Here is a 20,059-nt window from a genome sequence, read left to right as displayed (position 1 = left end):
GGGCGGGCTGGGCTGGTTTATCTTCCAGAACCGCAATGAGCTCTACACCGACCGCGTTTTTGCAGGGCTGGCCGCGGTGATCCTGATCGGGCTGCTGGTGGAGGGACTGGTGTTCACCACGCTGGAATGGCTGACGGTGCGCCGCTGGGGCATGCAGCACTAGCCGCCCGCTTGCCCCGTGCCGGCATGGGGCGTAGGCTACGCCTCCGGTACGCAACCGGAGCTCGCCCATGACCGCCATCCACCAGGCCGCCGCACAGGGATTCGCCAGCCAGGCCGATACCTACGCGCGCGGACGCCCCGAATATCCCGCTGAAATCGACGCCTGGCTGCGCGGCACGCTGGGCCTGCGCGCCGGCCGCACCGTGCTGGACCTGGGCGCTGGCACCGGCAAGTTCACGCGCCGGCTGGCGGAGACCGGCACGACGGTGATCGCAGTCGAACCGGTGGCGCAGATGCGCGCTCAGCTGGCCGTGGCGCTGCCGTCGGTACAGGCGCTGGAAGGCAGTGCCGAGGCCATTCCGCTGGCCGATGCCAGCGTCGATGCCGTGGTCTGCGCGCAGGCCTTCCACTGGTTTGCCAATGCGGGCGCGATGGCGGAAATCGGCCGCGTGCTGCGCCCTGGCGGCCGGCTCGGGTTGGTATGGAACGTGCGCGATGAAAGCGTGGACTGGGTTGCGCAGCTGACAGCCATCATGACGCCGTATGAAGGCGACGCGCCGCGTTTCTACAGGGGTGACTGGAAGCGGGTCTTTCCCGCCGAGGGCTTTGGGCCGCTGGCGCTGCAGTGCCAGCCCTACACGCATGTGGGGGCGCCGCAGCAGGTGATCGTGGACCGGGTGATGTCGGTGAGCTTCATTGCCGCGCTGCCGGCAGCGGAGCAGGCCCGCGTGCGCGCACGGCTGCAGGCGGTCATCGACGGGCATCCCGCGCTGGCGGGCCGTGCCGAGGTTGCCTTCCCTTATCGCACCGAGGCCTATTGCTGCGAACGGCTGGCCTGACGCTACATCGTCGCCTGCCGCACCCAGAATGCGGCGCCGTAGCGCGCAATGGCGCCGGGCTCGGCTTCCCGGGCCGCCGCGGCAGGCTGGCTGGCACGGATGCCGGCCTCGATCTGATCCCAGATGGCCAGCATGGCGACGACCTTGGGCAGTGCGGTCACGCCCATGGATGTCGGCAGCCAGTCCGGGCTGCAAGTGCTGAACAGCGGCTTGCCGAGCGCGGCCTCGAGGCCGCGGATGTGGTAGTACAGCCTTTGCGGATGGATGCGCAGCGCTTGCGCGGCGCGGACGGCATCACGGTGCTGCATCACTGCGACATAGGCGCGCAACGACAGGAAGCTGACGCGCCGGTTGCTGGATGGGTAAGCCATGGCTGGGCCGTGGCCGGGGCATGCTTGGCAGTTGACTGAAAGCACGGTGCCCGGCGAATCGAAAGGAAATCGATCGTAGCGGGACGCAGGCAGGCTGGAGGGTGCGGTTTTCCGAAATGATCCGGGGAAATTTCTGCAATGTGGGGTGGCGTGCGCCGGGCTCAGTGCATTGGCAAATGGCCGATTGCGGTCAGTGCCTGCACCACCTCGGGCGACAGGCGGCGTTCCCTGCATGGCACGCCCGCGGTCTCGAGCGTGGTCCACAGGTCTGCGTCGCCGGTGACGATACGCTGCCGCAGGTGGGCCAGGTATGTGTACTCCGCGGAAGTCAGCGGGCGCGGGGCACTACGCAGGTCATCCAGGATGGCGCCAAGCGAGAGAGCGGGAACGGTCATACCAGGGTCGGGAAAAGCACGGCGGTGAGACATTGCAGCGAGGGTACGGAAAGCAGCGCAGGGATTGCGCGAAGGTCAGCAACACATGATTTTATCCACCCCGTGCAGCGGCTGCTGAATCAAAAGCAGGTAACTTTCCCTCTAATTCCGCTTGCAAAGCCGGGAGTGGCGAGTACGCGCAAGCAATGTGGCGCATGCGGTAGCCGAGGGGGCGGCGAAGGCGCTTTGGCAGTGGCCCGGGCGGCGGCAGAGGCCGGCCACGGTGTTGCAGAAAAACGCCAGCGCGCCGGGCGGATACGTGGACGCATGCGGCATCTGTTGCGCGAGCTCGCCGCACGTGTGCCGGGTCATTGACACGGAGCAGGGCGGATTGACAAGCCGGGGTGCGTTCTATACGTTGGCGCATCGTTCCGTCATCCGGTCCAGCCAGGATCGCCGCCGTCCGCCATGCCACGCAAAGCCGCACAGGTTTCAGAAGCCGACAAGCACGCCGCCGCGGGCGGCGCCATCGCCGTGGACCGGGCGCTGTTCGTGCTGTCGGTGTTCCGTCTCGGCGATACCGCGCTGGGGCTGGCCGAGCTGGCGCAACGCAGCGGCCTGTACAAGAGCACGCTGCTGCGCTTGCTGGCCTCGCTTGAGCACGCCGGGCTGGTGCGGCGCCAGTCCGACGGGCGCTATGGCCTGGGGCCCGAGGTGGCGCGGCTCAATGCCGTCTACGCCGCGTCGTTCTCATTGGAGGCGGTGGTGATGCCGGCGCTGCGCGAGCTGGTGCGCATCACGCGTGAAAGCGCGGCCTTCCATGTCGAGCAGGGCGAGCACCGGCTGTGCCTGTACCGCGTCGATTCGCCGCAGCCGGTGCGCGACCATGTCCGCGCCGGCGAACTGCTGCCGCGCGACCGGGGCGCCGGCGCGCGCGTGCTGCGCGCCTTTGCCGGCGAGTCCGGCACGCTCTACGAGCGCATCCGGCACGAGGGCGTGGCGGCACTGGTGGGCGACCGCAGCCCCGATCTTGCCGGGGTGTCGGCGCCGGTGTTCGGTCCCGGCGATGTGCTGTGCGGCGCGCTGACGCTGACCTGCCCGGCCTCGCGCTACCGTGAAGACTTCCGCGTCGATGTGCTGCATGCGGCGCGCGCGCTGACCCAGGCGCTGGGCGGCACCTTTCCGGACAGCATTACGGACAATGCCTCCGCGGGCTGAGCCGCCGGGCTTGCGTGTGCAGCCGGCCCGACCCGGCTTGTCGGGGGTGCCACGCGCCTGCATGCGCGGGCTATCATGCGGCTGGCATTGAAAACAACGCATGTCACATTTTGTGAAAACAAGTGCGAGAGATGCCTGCGTCGCGCCCCTGTGGCCTGATGCCCGCCGCTCGATATGACGGCGCGGCAGACGGCATCCTTGAGGAAATCCCCGTGCACTTGGACCAGCAGACCATTGCGGTGGTGATGATGGTGTTTTTTTGCAGCACGCTGATTATTGCGGCGGGGCTGGTGTTCGCGCTGCGCGCGAGCGAGGCGGGGCGGCTGTGGGCGTTCGGGCACGTACTGGTGTCGGCCGCGGGCCTGGCGCTGGCCATCAGCGCGGCCAGCGGCACCGGCCAGCTGGGCACGCTGGGAGCGTTGGCGTTCGTGGCTGGCTGGTTGCTGATCTACCGCGGCGTGCGGGTCTATTACGGCGTGCCGGCCCATCCCGCGGCGCTGGCCGCCGCGGGCGTGATCGGGCTTGGCCTGATCGCGGCCACCAGCGGCATGCCCGACGGGCAGCAGGTGGTGCTGCGCATCGTCTACGGCCTGCTGGCGCTGGTCTCGCTGGCCACCTTTGCCACGCTGGCGCGTGCCGGGCGCGGGCGCCGCAGCATCGGCGCGCCGCTGGTGCTGGTGGCCAGCCTGGTGCATCTGGCCACGCAGCTGGCCGGCTTCAGCCATGCCATGAACCTGCCCGTGGCGGGCGGTGCGGGCGCCGCGCCGCTGACGCTGTTCTTTGCCGGCCCGGCCGGCTCGGCCTGGCTGCTGGCGCCGCTGATGGCCACGCTGCTGGGCCTGTTCGGCTTCACCGTGATGGCGATGGAGCAGATCGTCGCGCACAACGAAAGCGGCGCGCGCGTGGATGCCCTGACCGGGCTGCTCAACCGCGGGGCGCTGGAGATGTCGGCACTGTCGCTGGTGGCGCGCTGGCAGCGCGACGGGCAGGCGCTGTCCTGCCTGGTGATCGACATCGATTATTTCAAGCAGGTCAACGATACCTTCGGCCATCACGCTGGCGACGCCGTGCTGCGCGAAGTCGCGCATGCGCTGGACAACTCGCGCCGCGCCTCGGACGTGGCCGGGCGCTACGGTGGCGAAGAGTTCTGCATCCTGTGCCCGCATACCGACGAGCAGCAGGCCTCGGCGCTGGCCAACCGTATCCTGCGCAAGGTGCGCGCGATTGAACTGCCCGCCGGGCGCGGCCATGCCAGCGTCAGCATTGGCGTGGCGCAGCTGCGCGGCGGCCCGGGCAGCAAGGAAGCGCTGTGGCGCCTGTTGTTTGCCGATGCCGACCGCGCCCTCTACCACGCCAAGGAACATGGGCGCGACCGCTATGTGCTGGCCTCGTCCATGGCGGTGCCGGCGGCCGCGAGCGCATCGCCCGCGCCGCTGCTGGAGCCAGAGCCCGACCTGGCCGGCTGACCCGGTTATGCCTGCCGGCCAGGCTCCGGCACGTCGCGCTGCGGCGTACCGTCATAGGTCCACAGGAACTGGCGCGGCATCGGGCCCTTGTTGCGCCCGCCCTCGCAGGTCTGCTCCCAGGCATGCGCCAGGATGCCGACCGAGCGCGACAGGCAGAACAGCCCCCGCGCCAGCGGTGCGGCAAAGCCCAGCTCGGCATAGATCACCGCGGTGGCGCCATCGATATTCATCGGGATGGGCTTGCCGCGGCCGGCACCCAGCGCCGCCTCGACCGCGCGCGCGATCCCCGCGTAGCGCCCGCTGACCACGCCATCGGCCGCGGCCTGGTCGACCAGCGCCAGCAGCCGTGGCGCACGCGGGTCGACCGGGTGGAAACGGTGGCCAAAGCCGGCAATGAACTTGCCGTGCAGGTCGCGGTAGTGCCGCAGCGCGGCGGTGACGGCGTCGTCCATGGCGCCGCCCGCATCCAGCCGCTGCGCCACGTCCTGGTACAGCGCCACCGCCTGTTCGCCGGCGCCGCCATGCACGTCGCCCAGCACGTTGACGGCGGAAGCCATGGCGTTGTTCAGCCCCACGCCGCAGGTGGCCGCCATGCGCGCGATGGCAATGCTGGGCGCCTGCGGGCCGTGGTCGACCGCGGCCATCAGCGCCGCGTCCAGCAGCTCGCCCTCCCCGGGGCCGGGCAACTCGCCGCGCAGCATCAGCCAGATCATCTGCGCAAACGAGACCCGGCCGATCAGTTGTTCGATCGGGTAGCCGCGGTAGCGGATCTCGCCCGGGCGCATGTCGATGATGCCGGTGCGCCACCAGTCCTGCGACAGGCGCTGGCCCGGGTCCATGGCGTCATCCCGGGGCTGGCCGCTGGTTTCGATGCCGCTCATATCGCGCGCTCCTCGCTCAGTTGGTCGATGTCCGCATCGCTGTAGCCCAGGCTGGCCAGCACCTGCCGCGTATGCTGGCCCAGCTCCGGCGGCGGCGTGTCCACGGCCGGGGCCTCGCGGTTGAGCTTGAAGCCGGTGCGCACCACGCGGATATCGCGGCCCACGCCGGGCGCATCGGCGAACTCGCCGATCATGCCGCGCTCGCGCACCTGCGGATGCGCCAGCGTCTGTGGCACGTCCAGCACCGGGCCGGCGGGCACGCCGGCCTCGGTCAGCAGCGGCCACCATTCGGTGGCCGGCTTCTTCGCCAGCTCTGCTTCCAGCGCCTGTGTCAGTTCGCCCCGGTTGGCCAGGCGCGCCTGGCGCTGCGCGAAGCGCGGATCGGCGGCCAGCTCGGGGCGGCCCAGCACGCGGCACACGGCTTCAAACTGTTCCTGCTTGTTGGCGGCGATATTGAGCAGCCCGTCCGCGGTGCGGAAAGTGCCGGAAGGGCTGGCGGTCATGTTCTCGTTGCCCATCGGCGCCGGCACCTTGCCGGCGATCAGGTGGTTGGACACCACCCAGCCCATGGTGGCCAACGTGGCTTCCAGCATCGATACGTCGACGAAATAGCCTTCGGTGCGCTGGTGGTCCGCCAGCGCCGCCGACACCGCCAGCGCCGCGGTCAGCCCGCCGATGGTGTCCGAGACCGGATAGCCGACCCGCAACGGTGCGCTCTGCGCATCGCCGGTAATGCTCATCACGCCGGCCATGCCCTGGATGATCTGGTCATAGGCCGGCAGCCCGGCCAGCGGCCCGTCCTGGCCAAAGCCCGAGATCGCGCAGTAGATCAGGCGCGGGTTGTCCTGCTTCAGGGTCTCGTAGCCCAGCCCGAGCCGGTCCATCACGCCGGGGCGGAAGTTCTCCACCAGCACGTCGGCGCTTTGCACCAGCTTGCGGAACACCTCCTTGCCGCGCGCGTGCTTCAGGTTGAGCGTGACCGACTGCTTGCCTGGGTTCTGGGCCAGGAACGACACGCCCATCAGGCGCTGGTTCAGCTCGGCATCGGCGCCCAGCTGCCGGGCCAGGTCGCCGGTGCCGGGGGTTTCCACCTTGATGACTTCGGCGCCCAGGTGGGCAAGCTGGTGGCAGCAGAACGGCCCGGCCAGCACATTGGTCAGGTCGAGCACGCGGATATGGCGCAGTGGCTTTTTCATGTTCTGTACAACAGAATGATGATCTTTAACAGAGAACATGCGGAGGATAGGAGCCGCGTTTGGGCGTGTCAAGCCGGGCGCCTGGCCGGCACCTGCCATACAATGGCGCCCCGTCCGCGCGGCCCGCTGGCGCGCGGGCCTTTTTTAGTGGTGTCTTGCAGGAAACGGAATCAATGATGTCAAACGCATGCGGCCTGGACTTCGGCACGTCCAACTCAACGGTCGGCTGGAGCCATCCGGCGCGGCCGGCGGCGCTGCTGCCGCTGGAGGACGGCAAGGTGACGTTGCCCTCGGTGATCTTCTTCCACGCGGAGGATCCGCTGGTCAGCTATGGCCGCGCCGCGCTGGGCGATTACCTGGCCGGCTATGAAGGCCGGCTGATGCGTTCGCTCAAGAGCCTGCTTGGCACCTCGATGATGGACGACAGCACCGAGGTGATGGGCCAGGCGATGCCGTTCCGCAAGCTGCTGGCGCACTTCATCCGCGAGCTGAAGACGCGTGCCGAGCAGGCCGCCGGCGCGGAATTCTCGCGTGCGGTGCTGGGCCGCCCGGTGTTCTTCATCGACGAGAACCCGGCCGCCGACCAGATCGCCGAAGACACCCTGGCCGAGATCGCGCGCGACGCGGGTTTCGGCGAGATCGCGTTCCAGTACGAGCCGATCGCCGCGGCCTTCGACTATGAGGCCCGGATCACGCGTGAGGAACTGGTGCTGGTGGCCGACATCGGCGGCGGCACCTCGGACTTCTCGCTGGTGCGCCTGTCGCCCGAGCGCGCCGCGCGCAGCGACCGGCGCGACGACATCCTGGCCAATGGCGGCGTGCATATCGGCGGCACTGATTTCGACCGCGCGCTCAGCCTGGCGCGCGCAATGCCGCTGCTGGGCCTGGGCAGCGCGCTGCGCAACGGCAAGGCGATGCCTTCCAGCCAGTATTTCGACCTGGCCAGCTGGCACACCATCAACCTGGTCTATACGCGCAAGGCGTGGTCGATGGTGATGGACAACTACCGCGACGCGGCCGATACGGTGAAGCTCGACCGCCTGGTGCGGCTGATCCGCGAGCGCGCCGGGCACTGGCTGGCGATCCAGGTGGAAGCCGCCAAGATCGCCTTGTCCGACGCCGGCAGCACCGACGTGGACCTGCACCGGCTGGAGCAGGGGCTGACGCTGACCATCACGCGCGACGAGTTCGATGCGTCGATCGACAAGCTGGTGGTGAAGACCGAGCAGACCGTGCAGAAGCTGCTGGTGGAAGCCGGCGTCGATGGCGCCGCGGTCGATACCATCTTTTTCACCGGCGGCTCCAGCAGCGTGCCGCTGCTGCGGCAGCGGCTGGCGGCGCTGTTGCCGCAAGCGCGTTGCGTGGAAGGGGACCGGTTCGGCAGCATCGGCAGCGGGCTGGCGCTGGATGCGGTGAGGAAGTTTGGGTGAGGGGCAGGCTGGCGTCTGAGCAGCCCAGCGGCCAGCTCAGACGTCAGCCGGCCTGCGTCCGCATATCGCGCAAGCCGTATTCATCCCCCAGCGCCAGCCGTGCCGCCCGCAGCGCGCCGCGCGCGGCCGCCGCATCGCCCGCCAGCCGCATCAGCGCCGGCAGTTCCCACGGCGCGCGCAAGAGCCCGCCCAGCACCGCGCCGACATCCGTCTTGCCGTCTTCACCCATGCCTGCCGCCGCGGCAGCCGGAACCGCGCGGCTGGCCGGGTCGATCACCACGCGGCAGGCCGCGAACGGCAGCCGGCAAGCCGCCGCCATGCGCGCGGCGAGGTGCGATTCCATGTCGACGCAGAGCGCCCCCGTGGCCCGGTGCAGCATCTGCTTGGCGGCAACCGAAAGCACCGGCTGGTCCGCGCCGGCAAGTATCCCGACCCTGGCATGCGGCAGCGCCGCGTGCATCGCCCGGGTCCAGGTCATGTCGGTGTCGTAGCGTTCGCCGGCCGCGCATACCGAGTCCGCCAGCACGAGGGCGCCCGGCGCCAGCGCGGGATCCAGCCCGCCCGCCACGCCAAAGCTGAGGATGCCCATGCAATGCCGGCTTGCCATCGCGGAAACGCCTTGTTCCAGTGCAAGTCCGCGCAGGCCGTGCACCACGCGGCAATGCGGACCGGCGGCGGTGCGCGCCTCGAACGCCATGCCGGTGACGACCAGCACGAACGGTGCCGTCACAGCCCCCACGACACCTGGTGCGCGCCGCCGCGCTGCAGGTTGCGGTAGCGCGCCAGCGCCCACAGCGGGAAGTAGCGTGCATAGCCGTGATAGCGCAGGTAGAACACGCGCGGAAAGCCCACGGCGGTGAAGCGCGGCTCATGCCACAGGCCGCCGGATTGCTGCGTGCGCAGCAGGTAGTCGATGCCGCGCGCCACCGCGGCATGCTGCGCGGCGCCGGCTGCCATCAGCGCCAGCAGCGCCCACGCGGTCTGCGAGGCCACGCTCGGCGCGGGCTCGTAGCCGCGGTAGTCGAGCCGGTAGCTGCTGCCGTCCTCGCCCCAGCCGCCGTCGGCGTTCTGGATCTGCTCGAGCCACGCCACGGCGCGGCGCATCTCGGGGGCTTCCGGTGTCAGGCCCGTTGCGTTCAGCGCGCACAGCGCGCTCCAGGTGCCATAGATATAGTTGGTGCCCCAGCGGCCAAACCAGCTGCCGTCGGGCATCTGCTCGGCCAGCAGGTAGCGCAGGGCGCGCGCGGCGGGCTCGCTCTTGCCCGGCGTGGCGCCGATCTGGCACAGCATCGACAGGCAGCGCGCGGATACGTCCGCGGTGGGCGGGTCCAGCAGCGCGCCATGGTCGGCAAAGGGGATGTTGTTCAGGTAGAGATGCGTGTTCTCGGGCTCGAACGCGCCCCAGCCGCCGTCGCCGCCCTGCATGCCGACGATCCACTCGGCGGCGCGCGCCACGGCTTCGTCATAGCGGCCCGGCACATCGTGCGCGCGCATGTAGCGGTTCATCGCGGCGGCCACCACGGCGGTGTCGTCCACGTCCGGGTAATAGGCATTGGCGTACTGGAAGGCCCAGCCGCCGGGGCGCACCAGGGGGCGGCGCACGGCCCAGTCGCCGCGCACGTCCAGCACTTGCAGCGGCCTGAGCCAGTCCAGGCCGCGCCCGGCCGCGGCCGTCGCGCGCGCCTCGCCGGCTTCCAGCAGCGCGTGCGCGGCCAGCGCGGTATCCCACACCGGCGACAGGCAGGGCTGGCAATAGGCTTCGTCGCCGTGCTCGACCAGCAGCCGCTCGACGGATTGCCGCGCCAGCGCGCGTGCCGGATCGTCGGGCGGCACGCCCAGCACGTCGAACATCATCACGCTGTTGGCCATTGCCGGGAAGATGGCGCCCAGGCCGTCCTCGCCGTTGAGCCGCTCGCGCACGAAGGCCTGCGCCGCGGCAATGGCGCGCCGGCGCAGCGTGCGCGGGACGAGCGGCTCGGCCACGCGCAGCAGCGCGTCCAGGCCGCGGAACACCGTGTACCAGCCGGCGTGCTGGTGCGCCGCGCGCGGCGGCAGCCCCACCGTATGGCAGTTGCCGACGAACAGCTCATTGATGCCGACCCCGCGCGGGTTGCGCGCCTGCGGGCGCAGGCTGTTCAGCACCAGCAGCGGCACGATCACCGTGCGCGCCCAGTACGAGACCTTGGACAGGTGGAACGGAAACCACTGCGGCAGCAGCATGATCTCGACCGGCATCATCGGCACCGCCGACCATGGCATCACGCCGTACAGGGCCAGCAGCGTGCGCGTGAATACATTGCTGGCCTCGGCGCCGCCCAGCGCGTGGACGGCCCGGCGCGCGCGCTGCATATGCGCGGCCTGGGGGTCGTCGCCGGCCATCTTCAGCGCGAAATAGGCCTTTACGCTGGCGCTGACGTCGGAGCGGCCTTCATGGAACAGCGGCCAGCCGCCATCGGGATTCTGGATGCGGCGCAGGTAGCGGGCCAGGCGGGCTTCAAGCTCCAGGTCCGGGGCTTCGCCGAGGTAGTGCACCATCAGCACGTATTCGGCGGGAATGGTGGCGTCGGCTTCCAGTTCGTAGACCCAGTGGCCGTCGGGGCGCTGCTGGTGCAGCAGCGCGTCGATCGCACGGCCGATGCCCTGGTCCAATGCCTGCGCGGCGTCGCGCGGCGCGGGGCTGTCCCCCGCGCTGGCCGGCGCGATCCGTGGCACTGCCGTGGCAAAGGCGGTCTCGTTCATCGACATGCAGACTCCTTGTGCCGGCGCACGGCGCGGCCGCGCCCGGCATGCATCGGGGGCAGCGCTCAGCCAATGGCGTGGCGCAGCAAGATCCAGAGCAATTGGGCGCGCGGCAGGCGCACGCGCTGGCGCGGCGCGCGCCAGCCCTGCGTGCGCAGCCGCGCCAGGATGCGGTGGTAGACCTCGGCCATGATGCGCGGCGAGCGCACCTGCCGCGACGGGCAGCGCGCCATGATGGCGTAGGCCTGGTCGTAGTGCGCCTGGGCCTCGCGCGCCACGGCCGCGCAGGCCTGGCCGACGGCGGGGTGGGCCACCACGGCCTGGGGCGTGTCCGCGCCGATGCCGGCCGCGGCCAGCGCTTCCGCCGGCAGGTAGAGCCGGCCGATGGCAGCGTCTTCGTCGATATCGCGCAGGATATTGGTCAGCTGCAGTGCGCGGCCCAGGTGGTGCGCGAGCGCGATGCCGCACGCTTCTTCCAGGCCGAACACGCGCACCGCCAGCCGGCCGACAGCGCTGGCGACGCGATCGCAATACAGGTCGAGGGTGGCCGCGTCGGGGGCGCGGATGTCCTGCACCACGTCCATGGTCATGCCGTCGATCACGGCGAGGAAATCCTGCTGCTGCAGGTCGAAGGCGCGGATCTGCGCGCTCAGCGGCTGCAGGGCGCGAGGCGGATTGCCGGTGTAGCAGGCGGCGATGTCGTGGCGCCAGGCATCGAGTGCGGCAAGGCGCTCGGCGCGCGGTGCGTTGCCGTCGGCGATGTCGTCGACCGCGCGGCAGAACGCATAGATCTCGAACATGGCCTGGCGCTGCGCTGGCGGCAGGATGCGCAGCGCGGCATGGAAGGAACTGCCGGCCGAGGCCGCCGGGCCCGCCTGGCTGCCATGGTCGGCGGCGACAGGGGTGTCTTGCGTTGCGATTTGAGTACCGGCCACGTAACTCCTCGACACGCTGCATACCGTCCCGCACTGATCGCGCAGCATCCGTGCGCGCCCACTGGCGGGAGGGCGGTTGTGGGTCGGCCGATTATAGCAATTTCACTCGTCGCAAGACTGCCGCAGCGGCGGCCCCGGTGCCGGCGCGCCAATAAAAAAAGCCCCGCGCCGGAGCTGCGGGGCTTTCCTTCCGGCCGGTCCGCTGGACCGGCCCGGAATCCACCGGTATCAGAGGGCCTGAATCTTGGTGGCTTGCTCGCCCTTCTGGCCCATGGCCTTGACGTAGCGTACCTTCTGGCCTTCCTTCAACGACTTGAAGCCATTGCCTTCGATTGCGGAGAAGTGCGCGAACAGATCGTTGCCGCCTTCATCCGGCGTGATGAAGCCGAAGCCCTTGGCGTCGTTGAACCACTTAACGGTACCGGTTTCCATATCTATCTCAACCTTGAATTTCAAAATGAGCGAAAACGCTCGTTATACACCGTGTGCAACGCACCCAGCGGATCCTTTTTATGTTCCCCGCCAGCGCATTCCATATGACTTCGATATGTCGCTGTCGTGACAACCGAAAACGTCACGGAACGACAACACCAAAAGACACACCGCATGGGCGCTGCACAAGTGGGAATCATTCTGCCGAATTTTCCCGGCGTGTCAATCAGGCTAAGCGCCTAATCATGATGAGAGGTTCCGATAGGAGATATTAGCGTTTTCTACTTCAGCTTCAGTTCAGTGAATTCCCTGATTTTTTTATCGCGGGTTTGGTTGTGCGTGCACCGCCAGCGAGCGCGATGCCACACCGCCGTGCATAATGGCTGTCGTCCGGTGCATGGGCGTGCCATCTTTTTTACAAATTCTTACGGCACCCAATCCCTACCGCGTTCGGGGGAAGCCGGCGCGGCCCGGATATATCATTATGCTGACAATAAAGGCCAGGCCGGTGGCCGCGCTCGCGTCGTGCACAGACATACATGAGCGCGCCCACTGTATGCGGGCCCATACATAAAAGCTCGGAACGGGGAACATCATGGCGTTTCAAACCTAGCTGTCCGGAATTTCGGTTGCGGACAGCCCCACCACCCGTCGCGCACGGGACCTGGACTGTTTTCGTTGTTTGCATTTGAGCCGAGCCGAGCCGCGCCCGCCGTACGCCCGTACCGCAAGCGCGGCTGACGTGCGCCCGCAGCACGGTGGCGCGCGTTAACGCGCGAGCCGGCTCAATGTCTCAGTGTTGGGACAATTGTTGACAATGTGATCCATGCGTCTGTCCTAGCATTCGTTTCCGGATACCATCAGATTTTTCCGATTCTGAGATCCACAGTCGGACACAAGGCGGCAGCGACCGCCTCAGGGAATGTCGTGCGTGAGGCACTTGCCGGCGTGCGCAGACAAGGGGAAGTAAGCCTGTGAAGCAGCTGGAGGAAGCACAAGGGAACCGGGGCGGCCGCATGCCGTTCCGATCGGGGTGGGTAGGGATGCGCATGGCGCAGCGGGTGCAAGGCATCGCGCTGGCGCTGGCCCTCGGGGCGGCGACGGCTGCGGCCGCGCCGGCGCCCGCGGCGCAGGCGCCATCCATGCCGTCGATCGCCTTGCACTACGGCGCCAAGCCGCCGGTTGACGCTCTGCAAGCCTTCGACATCGCCGTGGTCGAGCCCGACAGCGGCTTCGACCCGCGCCAGGCGGCGACGCCGGCCACGGCCTGGTTTGCCTATGTCAGCGTGGGCGAGGTGCTGGAGAGCCGCGCCTACTTCAAGGACATCCCCAAGGCCTGGTTCGTCGGGCGCAATGACGCCTGGAACGCGCCGGTCATCGACCAGGCAGCCGACGGCTGGCCCGCCTTCTATGTCGACAAGGTGATCGCGCCGCTGTGGCAGCGCGGCTTCCGTGGCTTTTTCCTCGATACCCTCGATTCCTACCAGCTTGCCGCCAGGACCGACGCCGAGCGCGCACGGCAGGAAGCGGGGCTGGTGCGCGTGATCCGCGCGATCAAGGCGCGCTACCCCGAGGCGCGCCTGGTCTTCAACCGCGGCTTCGAGATCCTGCCGCAGGTGCATGACCTGGCCTATGCCGTTGCCTTCGAGTCGCTGTTCCGCGGCTGGAACCAGGCCCAGGGCCGCTATGTCGACGTTGCGCAGGCTGACCGCGACTGGCTGCTGGCGCAGGCGCGCACCATCCGCGAGCAATACCGCCTGCCGGTGATCTCGATCGATTATTGTCCGCCGGCGGACCGCCGCTGCGCACGCGAAACCGCGCAGCGCATCCGCGCGCTGGGGATCACGCCCTATGTGGCCGATCCCGGGCTGCAGACGGTCGGCATCGGCAAGGTCGAGGTGCTGCCCCGGCGCGTGCTGGTGGTGCAGGAGCGCCGCCCCGGGGTGTCGATCGATGATTCCGAGGGTGTGCGCTTTGTCTCGATGCCGCTCAACTACCTTGGCTATCGCGTGGATTTCGCCGAGACCAGCGAGGACCTGCCCGAGATCGGGCCGGACCGCTACGCCGGCGTGGTGGTGTACCTGTCAGGCAATGTCACGGCGCAGCCGGGACGCTTCCATGCCTGGGTGCAGGCGCGCATGGCGCAGGGCATGCCGGTGGTGTTCCTCAACGACTTCGGCACCAGCGTGAGCGGCACGGTGGCGCGCAGCTTCGGGCTGAAGGCAGTCAAGGGCCGCGTGTCGGGCCCGGTCGAGGTGCTGGCCAAGGACCGGATGATGGGCTTCGAGATGCCGGTGGCCCCCGACCGCACCCAGGCCGAAGCGATCCAGGTGCCGGACGGCGCCGGCTACCGTTCGCTGCTGCGCCTGCGTTCGGGCACGCTGACCTATGACGCCGCCGCGATCACGCCGTGGGGCGGCTATGTGCTGGGGCCGTATGCGGTGCGCCAGAGCGGCAACGGCAACGGCCAGAGCCGCTGGGTGGTGCAGCCGCTGGACTTCCTGCGCGCGGCGCTGCGCCTGCCCGCCATGCCCGTGCCCGATGTCACCACCGAGAACGGCCGGCGCCTGCTGACCATCCATATCGACGGCGACGGCTTTGCCTCGCGCGCCGAGATTCCCGGCGGCGGCTTCTCCGGCGAGGTGCTGTTCCGCGAGATCTTCGACCGCTACCGGCTGCCGATGACGATGTCGGTGATCCAGGGCGAAGTCAGCAAGGACGGCATGTACCCCAGGCTCAGCGCCGAGCTTGAGCCGATCGCGCGCAAGATCTTCGCGCAGCCCTATGTCGAGGTGGCCAGCCATACCTTCTCGCATCCGTTCGAGTGGTCGCGCACCGTGCCGGCCCAGCCAGGGCAGCCAACGCAATCCAGCGGCGCCGCGGTGGTCGAGGGCGACGAGGCCTTCCACCTGAGCATCCCCGGCTACAGCATGGACCTGAACCGCGAGATCGGCGGCTCCATCGACTACATCAACCGCACGCTGGCGCCGGCCGGCAAGCCGGTCAGCATGCTGCTGTGGTCGGGCGACTGCCAGCCGCCGGCCGAGGCGCTGCGGCTCACCGAGAAGGCGCGCGTGCTCAACATGAACGGCGGCGATACGCTGATCACGCGCAGCAACCCGAGCTGGACCGCGATCGCGCCGCTAGGCATCAACAAGCCCGGCGGCACCTTCCAGGTGTTTGCGCCCAACCAGAACGAGAACGTCTACACCAACCTCTGGCACGGCCCGTTCTACGGCTTCGAGCGCGTGATCGAGACCTACGAGCTGACCGACAAGCCTTATCGCTTCAAGCCTGTCAATATCTACTACCACAGCTATTCGGGCACCAAGGCCGCGTCGCTGAAGGCGCTGCGCAAGGTCTATGACTATGTGCTGGCGCAGCCGCTGCTGCCGCTGCACTCCACCGACTACGTGCGCAAGGTGCTCGACTGGCAGGACATGGCCGTGGCGCGGGATGTGGGCGACGGCCAGCCGGGCGGCACCGGTGCTGAATGGATCGTTCGCGGCGACGGGAACCTGCGCAACCTGCGCTGGAGCGGCGCGGGCATGCCCGACGTGGGCGCGGCGCACGGCGTGACCGGCACCTCGCCGGCACCGGGCGGCGGCGTCTACCTGCACCTGGATGGCGGCGATGCGCGCTTCGCCGTGCGCGACACAGTCACCGCCCCGGCCGCGCCGCAGCTGGCCGAAGCCAACGGCATCGTGCGCGACTGGTCGCAGCGCGATGGCGTCACGCGCTTCGCCTTCAGCGGCTACTTCAAGCCATTCTTCCGTCTTGCCAACGCCGGCAACTGCCGTGTGAGCGTCGATGGCAAGCCCGTACAGGCCGTCCGCGAGCGCAACACGCTGCGCGTGGATACCGCACCCGTCACCGATCCGAACCATGCCAGGCAACAAGTCGAAGTCCGCTGCGCCGGTTGAGCGCGAGCGGCTGCTGCCGCCGGCGCTGGTGCTGACTTTCACTGCGATGGTGGGGATCGGCCTGGCGCTGATGTTCCCGCGCGAGACTCTGCGCGAGCGCCTGCTGGGCCAGGGCCGCACCATCGACGGGCTGACCATGGCCTACCTGGAAGCCTGGTGGAAGGTCACGCCCGACGACCCCGGTTTCATGGGCGTGCTGGCCGAACAATACGCGCGCACCGGCCGGCTGGAAGAGGCGCAGGCCATGCTGGCGCGCATGCAGGCGGTGCAGGGCACCGACCTGTCGGGCCAGATCCTGCGCACGCGCATCGAGATCGCGCAGCAGCGCGCCTGGGCCGCGCTGCCGGATACGCCTGAGCGCGAACAGAACCTGGTGCAGCTGCGCAGCCTGCTGGACCAGGCTGCCGGGCGCAGCTGGGGGCTGGCCGACCTGCAAACACTGGCCACGCAGTCGCGCCAGGCCGGCGCCCAGGACGCGATGCGCAAGTTCTATGCGGCGCTGGCCAGCCAGGACCGCAACAACGCGGCCTTCTGGAACCGCCAGCTGGCCGACATGGCGATCGCGGGCGGCGACTATCGCAACGCCGCCAACGCCTTGTTCGCGCAGCAGGCGGCCGCCACCACGCTGGCCGAGCGGCGCGCGCTGTTCCTGAAGGCGGTGCAGACGCTGCAGTCAGGCAACCTGCTGGACGAAGCGCTGGCGCAGGCCGAGCGCCACGGCGGCAAGCTGCTGGACGATCCGGAGGTGCTGCGCTACCTGACGAAGCTGGCGCTGGCGGCCAACAAGCCGGAGCAGGCCAGCCGCTATGTCGAGCGGCTGCTGAAGGTTTCGGCGCGCACGCGCGATGCCGGCCCGGCGGCGCTGGCCGCACGCCAGGCCGAGGCGCGGCGTATCGCCGCCAGCCAGCCGTGGGCCGAGCGCGGCCTGGTCTTCCTCGACGGGCCGCGCGGCCTGGCCTTGCGTGAAGCGCTGGCCGCCTCCGGCCAGCTGGGTACGCGCAAGATTGCGGCGCAAGCTGCTGCGCCCGCGCAGGCGCCGGCGGAGCCAGCCGACAAGCCGTTCAACGCCGACGACTACGAACTCGCCTATCGCGTGTTCCTGTCAGCCGGCAAGCTCGACCAGGCGCAGCGCGTGGCCGAGACCGCGGTGCGCCGGCTGCCGGGCGAGGCGATCTGGCGCGAACGGCTGGCGCAGGTGGCCGAATGGAACCGCCAGCCGGCCGTGGCCCTGAAGAGCTGGCTCGACTATGCCCGCGCCACCAACGACGAGCGCGCGTGGGATGCAGTGATGCGGCTCGCCCCGGGCCTGTCCGACGATCGCGCCTACCTGGCCGCGCTGCGCCACCGCGCGGGCGGCTCGGACCTGAAGACCGTGGACGAGGTGGTGGCTGCCTACGAACGCCTGGGCGAGCCGGAAGAGGCCATGCGCTTCCTCGAAGGCCTGAGCCACGGCCCCAGGGCTCGCGACATCATGGAACGCCACGCCGCGCTGGCCGAGCGCGCCGGCAAGGACGAGCGCGCGTTCCAGATCTATACGCAGATGCAGCAGCGCTTCGGCCCGCGCCCCGCCTATGCGCTGAAGCTCGCCAACCTGCTCTATGTGCGCGGCAAGCTGGCGCAGGCGCTGGACGCCATGCTGCCGGCGCGTGCCACGGCCGGGAAGGATGACATCCTCTACTGGCGCACCTTTACCGAGCTGGCGCGGCTGAACCAGCGCGACGACCTGCTCAAGGACGGCTATCGCCAGCTGATGCTGGCGGCGGCGCAGACGCAGGACGAGCACTGCATGGAGAGGCCGGCGGGCCCGGCGCGCAACGACTGCCTGGACGAGGTCCGCGACACGCAGGAGGCGGATTTCTCCAACCTGATCGCCTACTACGACAAGACCCCGATCGACGCCGGGCGCATCGCCGAGGCCGACTGGCGCCGCGGCGGCAAGCCGGAATCGCTGGAACTGGCGCTGTACTACTACACGCGTGCCCACGCCTACCGGCGTATCGGGCGCCTGTTGCAGGACATGACGCCCGAGCAGCGCCAGGCGGCAGCGCAGTCGAGCCGCTTCCTGATGCGGCGCGCGGAGTACTACCGCGTGACCGGCCAGCGCGACCACGCCCTGGCCGACCTGCGCCGCGCCGCGGGCCTGCGCGATGCCGACAGCGAAACGCTGGCGGCGCTGCTGTGGACGCTGGTCGACCAGGGCAGCGATACCGAAGTGCGCGCGGTGATGCGCCGCGTCAAGGACGACGCGGAAGACAACCCCGACCTGTGGGGCGCCTTCGCCGCGGGCCATATGCGTTTCCAGGACGGGCGCGCGGCCATGCACTACCTGCGCAAGCTCAACGACGGCAAGAGCGCCGATCCGCTCTGGCTCAGCCTGATGGCCGATGCTTATGAAGCCATCGGCCAGACCGACATGGCCTGGCGCGTGCGCCGCCAGGCCTGGATCGACCTGCACCATGGCTGGTCCCAGGGCGGGGTGCGCTATGCCCGGCTGCGGCCCGACAACACCGACGGCGACGAAGAGTACGAGAACGAGTCCGGCGCGCCTTCGCGCGCGGACCTGCGCCGCCAGACCGTGGCGCTGGGGCAGATCTTTGCCTCGGGCGATGTCTCGCGCGCGCTGGTGATCCAGATGCTGCGCGCGGACCGCGCTTCCACGGCGGCGCGCGAACTGGTGCCGCCGATGGCGGGCGCGCCGTCGCAGCTGGGCGAGGTGGCCGGGCTGCCGCCGCTTCATGAGGCGGCAACCGCGCCCGCGTCCGCGGAGGTCGCGCGCAATGCGGCCCGCCGCGATGCCGCGCTGTCCGCTGCCGGGCGCGATGCCGCGCTGGCATGGGCGATGTCCGCGGAATCCAACGAACTGGCGCGAAGCTGGCTGGCCCGCCAGTACGTCAACCGGCTGCAGCGACCGGCCTATGCCGAGGTGGCGATCGCGCTGGACCGGCAGGACATGAACAGCCTTGACCGTATCCTGGAGCGCCAGGCCGGCCGCGTGCCGGTGGCCAACCAGATCGAGGCCAACCAGCAACTGAACCGCATCAGCGCCGCGCAGACGCTGGCCTTCGAAACCCAGGAGCGGGCCCGTTCCGATGACACGCTGCAGGACTCCTTGCAGGAGACGCTGCTCTACAACGCCCAGGCGATCGAGCCGCGCGTGAGCTTCATGCACCAGAAGCCGCTGGAATATACCGAAGGCAGCCTCGCGGGTGGCGTGCGCCTGTGGGACGGGTATGACCTGAACCTGCGCGGCACCTGGCGCGACCAGCGCAGCACCGATCCGCAGCAGCTGGTGAACGTGCCGTCGTCCGACCGGCGCGCCGACCTGTCGCTGGGTTATCGCGACAACAGCAAGCGCTGGCGTGCCACGGCAGGCTACCGCGAGGGGCTGGACACAATGGCGACCGCGCGCTTCTTCGGCGAGTGGAACCAGCAGGGCCGGCTGCAGTTCAGCACGCTGGCCGGGCTGAACCAGCCGGCCGACGAATCGGCGCCGCTGCGCGTGGGCGGGGCCAAGGACGTCGTGGGGCTGGGCGCAACCTGGCGCCTCGGCCTGCGCGAGTTCGTCGGCGCGCGCATCGAGTACAGCAGCTTCCGCGGGCAGGACCGCAGCGCGCTCGGGCATGGCATGGTCTATGACGTCGAGGCCGGCTACAGGATCCGCACCTCGTATCCGGACTACACCGTGCGCGTGGTCGGCACGCATGCCAACTACAGTGCCAACGGCGGCAGCCTGACGCCGCGCATGGCGTCGCTGGTGCCGGTCGGCGACGAAGCCACGCCGGCGTTCTACATGCCGCAGGGCTTCACGCAGGCCGGCGTGCTGTTCGGCTTCGGCACTGAGCTGCTGGACGAATACACACGCAAGTGGCGGCCGTTCGGTGAAGTGGGGCTGCTGCGCGACACGCGCGCACGGCAGAACTTCCGCGTGCAGGGCGGGGTGGCCGGATCGGTATTCGGCAACGACCACCTGGCGCTGTATATCTCGCATGAGACCGCGGCGCGCAACGGTGGCAGGCCGCTGACGGAACTGGGAATGCGCTATCGCTGGCTGTACTGAGCCGGCGGCAGCGGATGGCAGGGATCGGGTAACAAC

Annotated in this window: 14 protein-coding genes and 1 pseudogene; 7 read left to right on the top strand and 8 right to left on the bottom strand. The window is 69.4% G+C overall.

The genetic code is table 11. The features are described from left to right. Together AC3WQZ_RS25760 and AC3WQZ_RS25755 are read left to right on the top strand one after the other, a co-directional pair. Nucleotides 1-163 (top strand): annotated as a pseudogene (locus AC3WQZ_RS25760) (ABC transporter permease); the annotation flags it as partial. A 67-nt stretch (nt 164-230) separates the two neighbouring features. Next, a complete protein-coding gene (locus tag AC3WQZ_RS25755; RefSeq protein WP_010810920.1) occupies nt 231-1,001 on the top strand; it encodes a class I SAM-dependent methyltransferase in 771 nt (256 codons plus the stop codon). Nucleotides 1,002-1,003: 2 nt separating this feature from the next. Here the strand turns inward: AC3WQZ_RS25755 and AC3WQZ_RS25750 are convergent, their stop codons facing one another. Beyond that, nucleotides 1,004-1,372 carry a helix-turn-helix domain-containing protein gene (locus tag AC3WQZ_RS25750; RefSeq protein WP_454751045.1) on the bottom strand — a complete coding sequence of 123 codons (369 nt, stop codon included), beginning with the start codon at nt 1,370-1,372 and terminating at the stop codon, nt 1,004-1,006. 161 nt (nt 1,373-1,533) lie between these two features. Continuing rightward, a complete protein-coding gene (locus tag AC3WQZ_RS25745; RefSeq protein WP_010810922.1) occupies nt 1,534-1,767 on the bottom strand; it encodes a hypothetical protein in 234 nt (77 codons plus the stop codon). Nucleotides 1,768-2,214: 447 nt separating this feature from the next. On the opposite strand from AC3WQZ_RS25745, the gene AC3WQZ_RS25740 reads away from it, so the two are divergent. Both AC3WQZ_RS25740 and AC3WQZ_RS25735 read left to right on the top strand, forming a co-directional pair. Further along, nucleotides 2,215-2,964: an IclR family transcriptional regulator gene (locus AC3WQZ_RS25740; protein ID WP_010810923.1), complete on the top strand. Its 750-nt coding sequence runs from the start codon at nt 2,215-2,217 to the stop codon at nt 2,962-2,964. 212 nt (nt 2,965-3,176) lie between these two features. Continuing rightward, the gene (locus AC3WQZ_RS25735) at nt 3,177-4,430 is read left to right on the top strand and encodes a GGDEF domain-containing protein (RefSeq protein WP_492301483.1); all 1,254 of its coding nucleotides are present in this window, start codon (nt 3,177-3,179) and stop codon (nt 4,428-4,430) included. 5 nt (nt 4,431-4,435) lie between these two features. Here AC3WQZ_RS25735 and AC3WQZ_RS25730 read toward each other — a convergent pair whose 3' ends face one another. Both AC3WQZ_RS25730 and AC3WQZ_RS25725 read right to left on the bottom strand, forming a co-directional pair. Further along, on the bottom strand, nt 4,436-5,311 hold the full coding sequence (locus tag AC3WQZ_RS25730) for a citryl-CoA lyase (protein WP_011617717.1): 876 nt from the start codon (nt 5,309-5,311) through the stop codon (nt 4,436-4,438). Continuing rightward, nucleotides 5,308-6,507 (bottom strand): CaiB/BaiF CoA transferase family protein, encoded by a 1,200-nt coding sequence (locus AC3WQZ_RS25725; RefSeq protein WP_010810926.1) that lies wholly within the window; start codon nt 6,505-6,507, stop codon nt 5,308-5,310. Before AC3WQZ_RS25725 ends, AC3WQZ_RS25730 begins: the two co-directional genes overlap by 4 nt. Nucleotides 6,508-6,680: 173 nt before the next feature. Here AC3WQZ_RS25725 and AC3WQZ_RS25720 point away from each other — a divergent pair, with 173 nt between their 5' ends. Then, nucleotides 6,681-7,937: an Hsp70 family protein gene (locus AC3WQZ_RS25720; protein WP_492301481.1), complete on the top strand. Its 1,257-nt coding sequence runs from the start codon at nt 6,681-6,683 to the stop codon at nt 7,935-7,937. A gap of 43 nt (nt 7,938-7,980) precedes the next feature. Here the strand turns inward: AC3WQZ_RS25720 and AC3WQZ_RS25715 are convergent, their stop codons facing one another. The 4 genes from AC3WQZ_RS25715 to AC3WQZ_RS25700 form a co-directional block, all read right to left on the bottom strand. Next, a complete protein-coding gene (locus tag AC3WQZ_RS25715; protein ID WP_011617714.1) occupies nt 7,981-8,667 on the bottom strand; it encodes a phosphorylase in 687 nt (228 codons plus the stop codon). Continuing rightward, nucleotides 8,664-10,682: a squalene--hopene cyclase gene (shc, locus tag AC3WQZ_RS25710; RefSeq protein WP_010810929.1), complete on the bottom strand. Its 2,019-nt coding sequence runs from the start codon at nt 10,680-10,682 to the stop codon at nt 8,664-8,666. Before shc ends, AC3WQZ_RS25715 begins: the two co-directional genes overlap by 4 nt. 59 nt (nt 10,683-10,741) lie before the next feature. Beyond that, nucleotides 10,742-11,611 (bottom strand): presqualene diphosphate synthase HpnD, encoded by an 870-nt coding sequence (gene hpnD, locus AC3WQZ_RS25705; RefSeq protein WP_041688204.1) that lies wholly within the window; start codon nt 11,609-11,611, stop codon nt 10,742-10,744. A gap of 228 nt (nt 11,612-11,839) precedes the next feature. Continuing rightward, nucleotides 11,840-12,043: a cold-shock protein gene (locus tag AC3WQZ_RS25700; protein ID WP_010810931.1), complete on the bottom strand. Its 204-nt coding sequence runs from the start codon at nt 12,041-12,043 to the stop codon at nt 11,840-11,842. Between the two features lie 1,016 nt (nt 12,044-13,059). On the opposite strand from AC3WQZ_RS25700, the gene AC3WQZ_RS25695 reads away from it, so the two are divergent. Then, the gene (locus AC3WQZ_RS25695; RefSeq protein ID WP_492301478.1) at nt 13,060-15,966 is read left to right on the top strand and encodes a bifunctional glycoside hydrolase/polysaccharide deacetylase family protein; all 2,907 of its coding nucleotides are present in this window, start codon (nt 13,060-13,062) and stop codon (nt 15,964-15,966) included. Further along, nucleotides 15,929-20,023, top strand: coding sequence for a tetratricopeptide repeat protein (locus tag AC3WQZ_RS25690; RefSeq protein ID WP_439669371.1), 4,095 nt, complete (start codon nt 15,929-15,931; stop codon nt 20,021-20,023). Before AC3WQZ_RS25695 ends, AC3WQZ_RS25690 begins: the two co-directional genes overlap by 38 nt. The last annotated feature ends 36 nt before the right edge of the window (nt 20,024-20,059 follow it).

Source organism: Cupriavidus sp. FW305-26 (assembly GCF_058787975.1).
The sequence above is the reverse complement of the archived record's forward strand: the minus strand, read 5'-3'. Positions and strand labels throughout refer to the sequence as shown.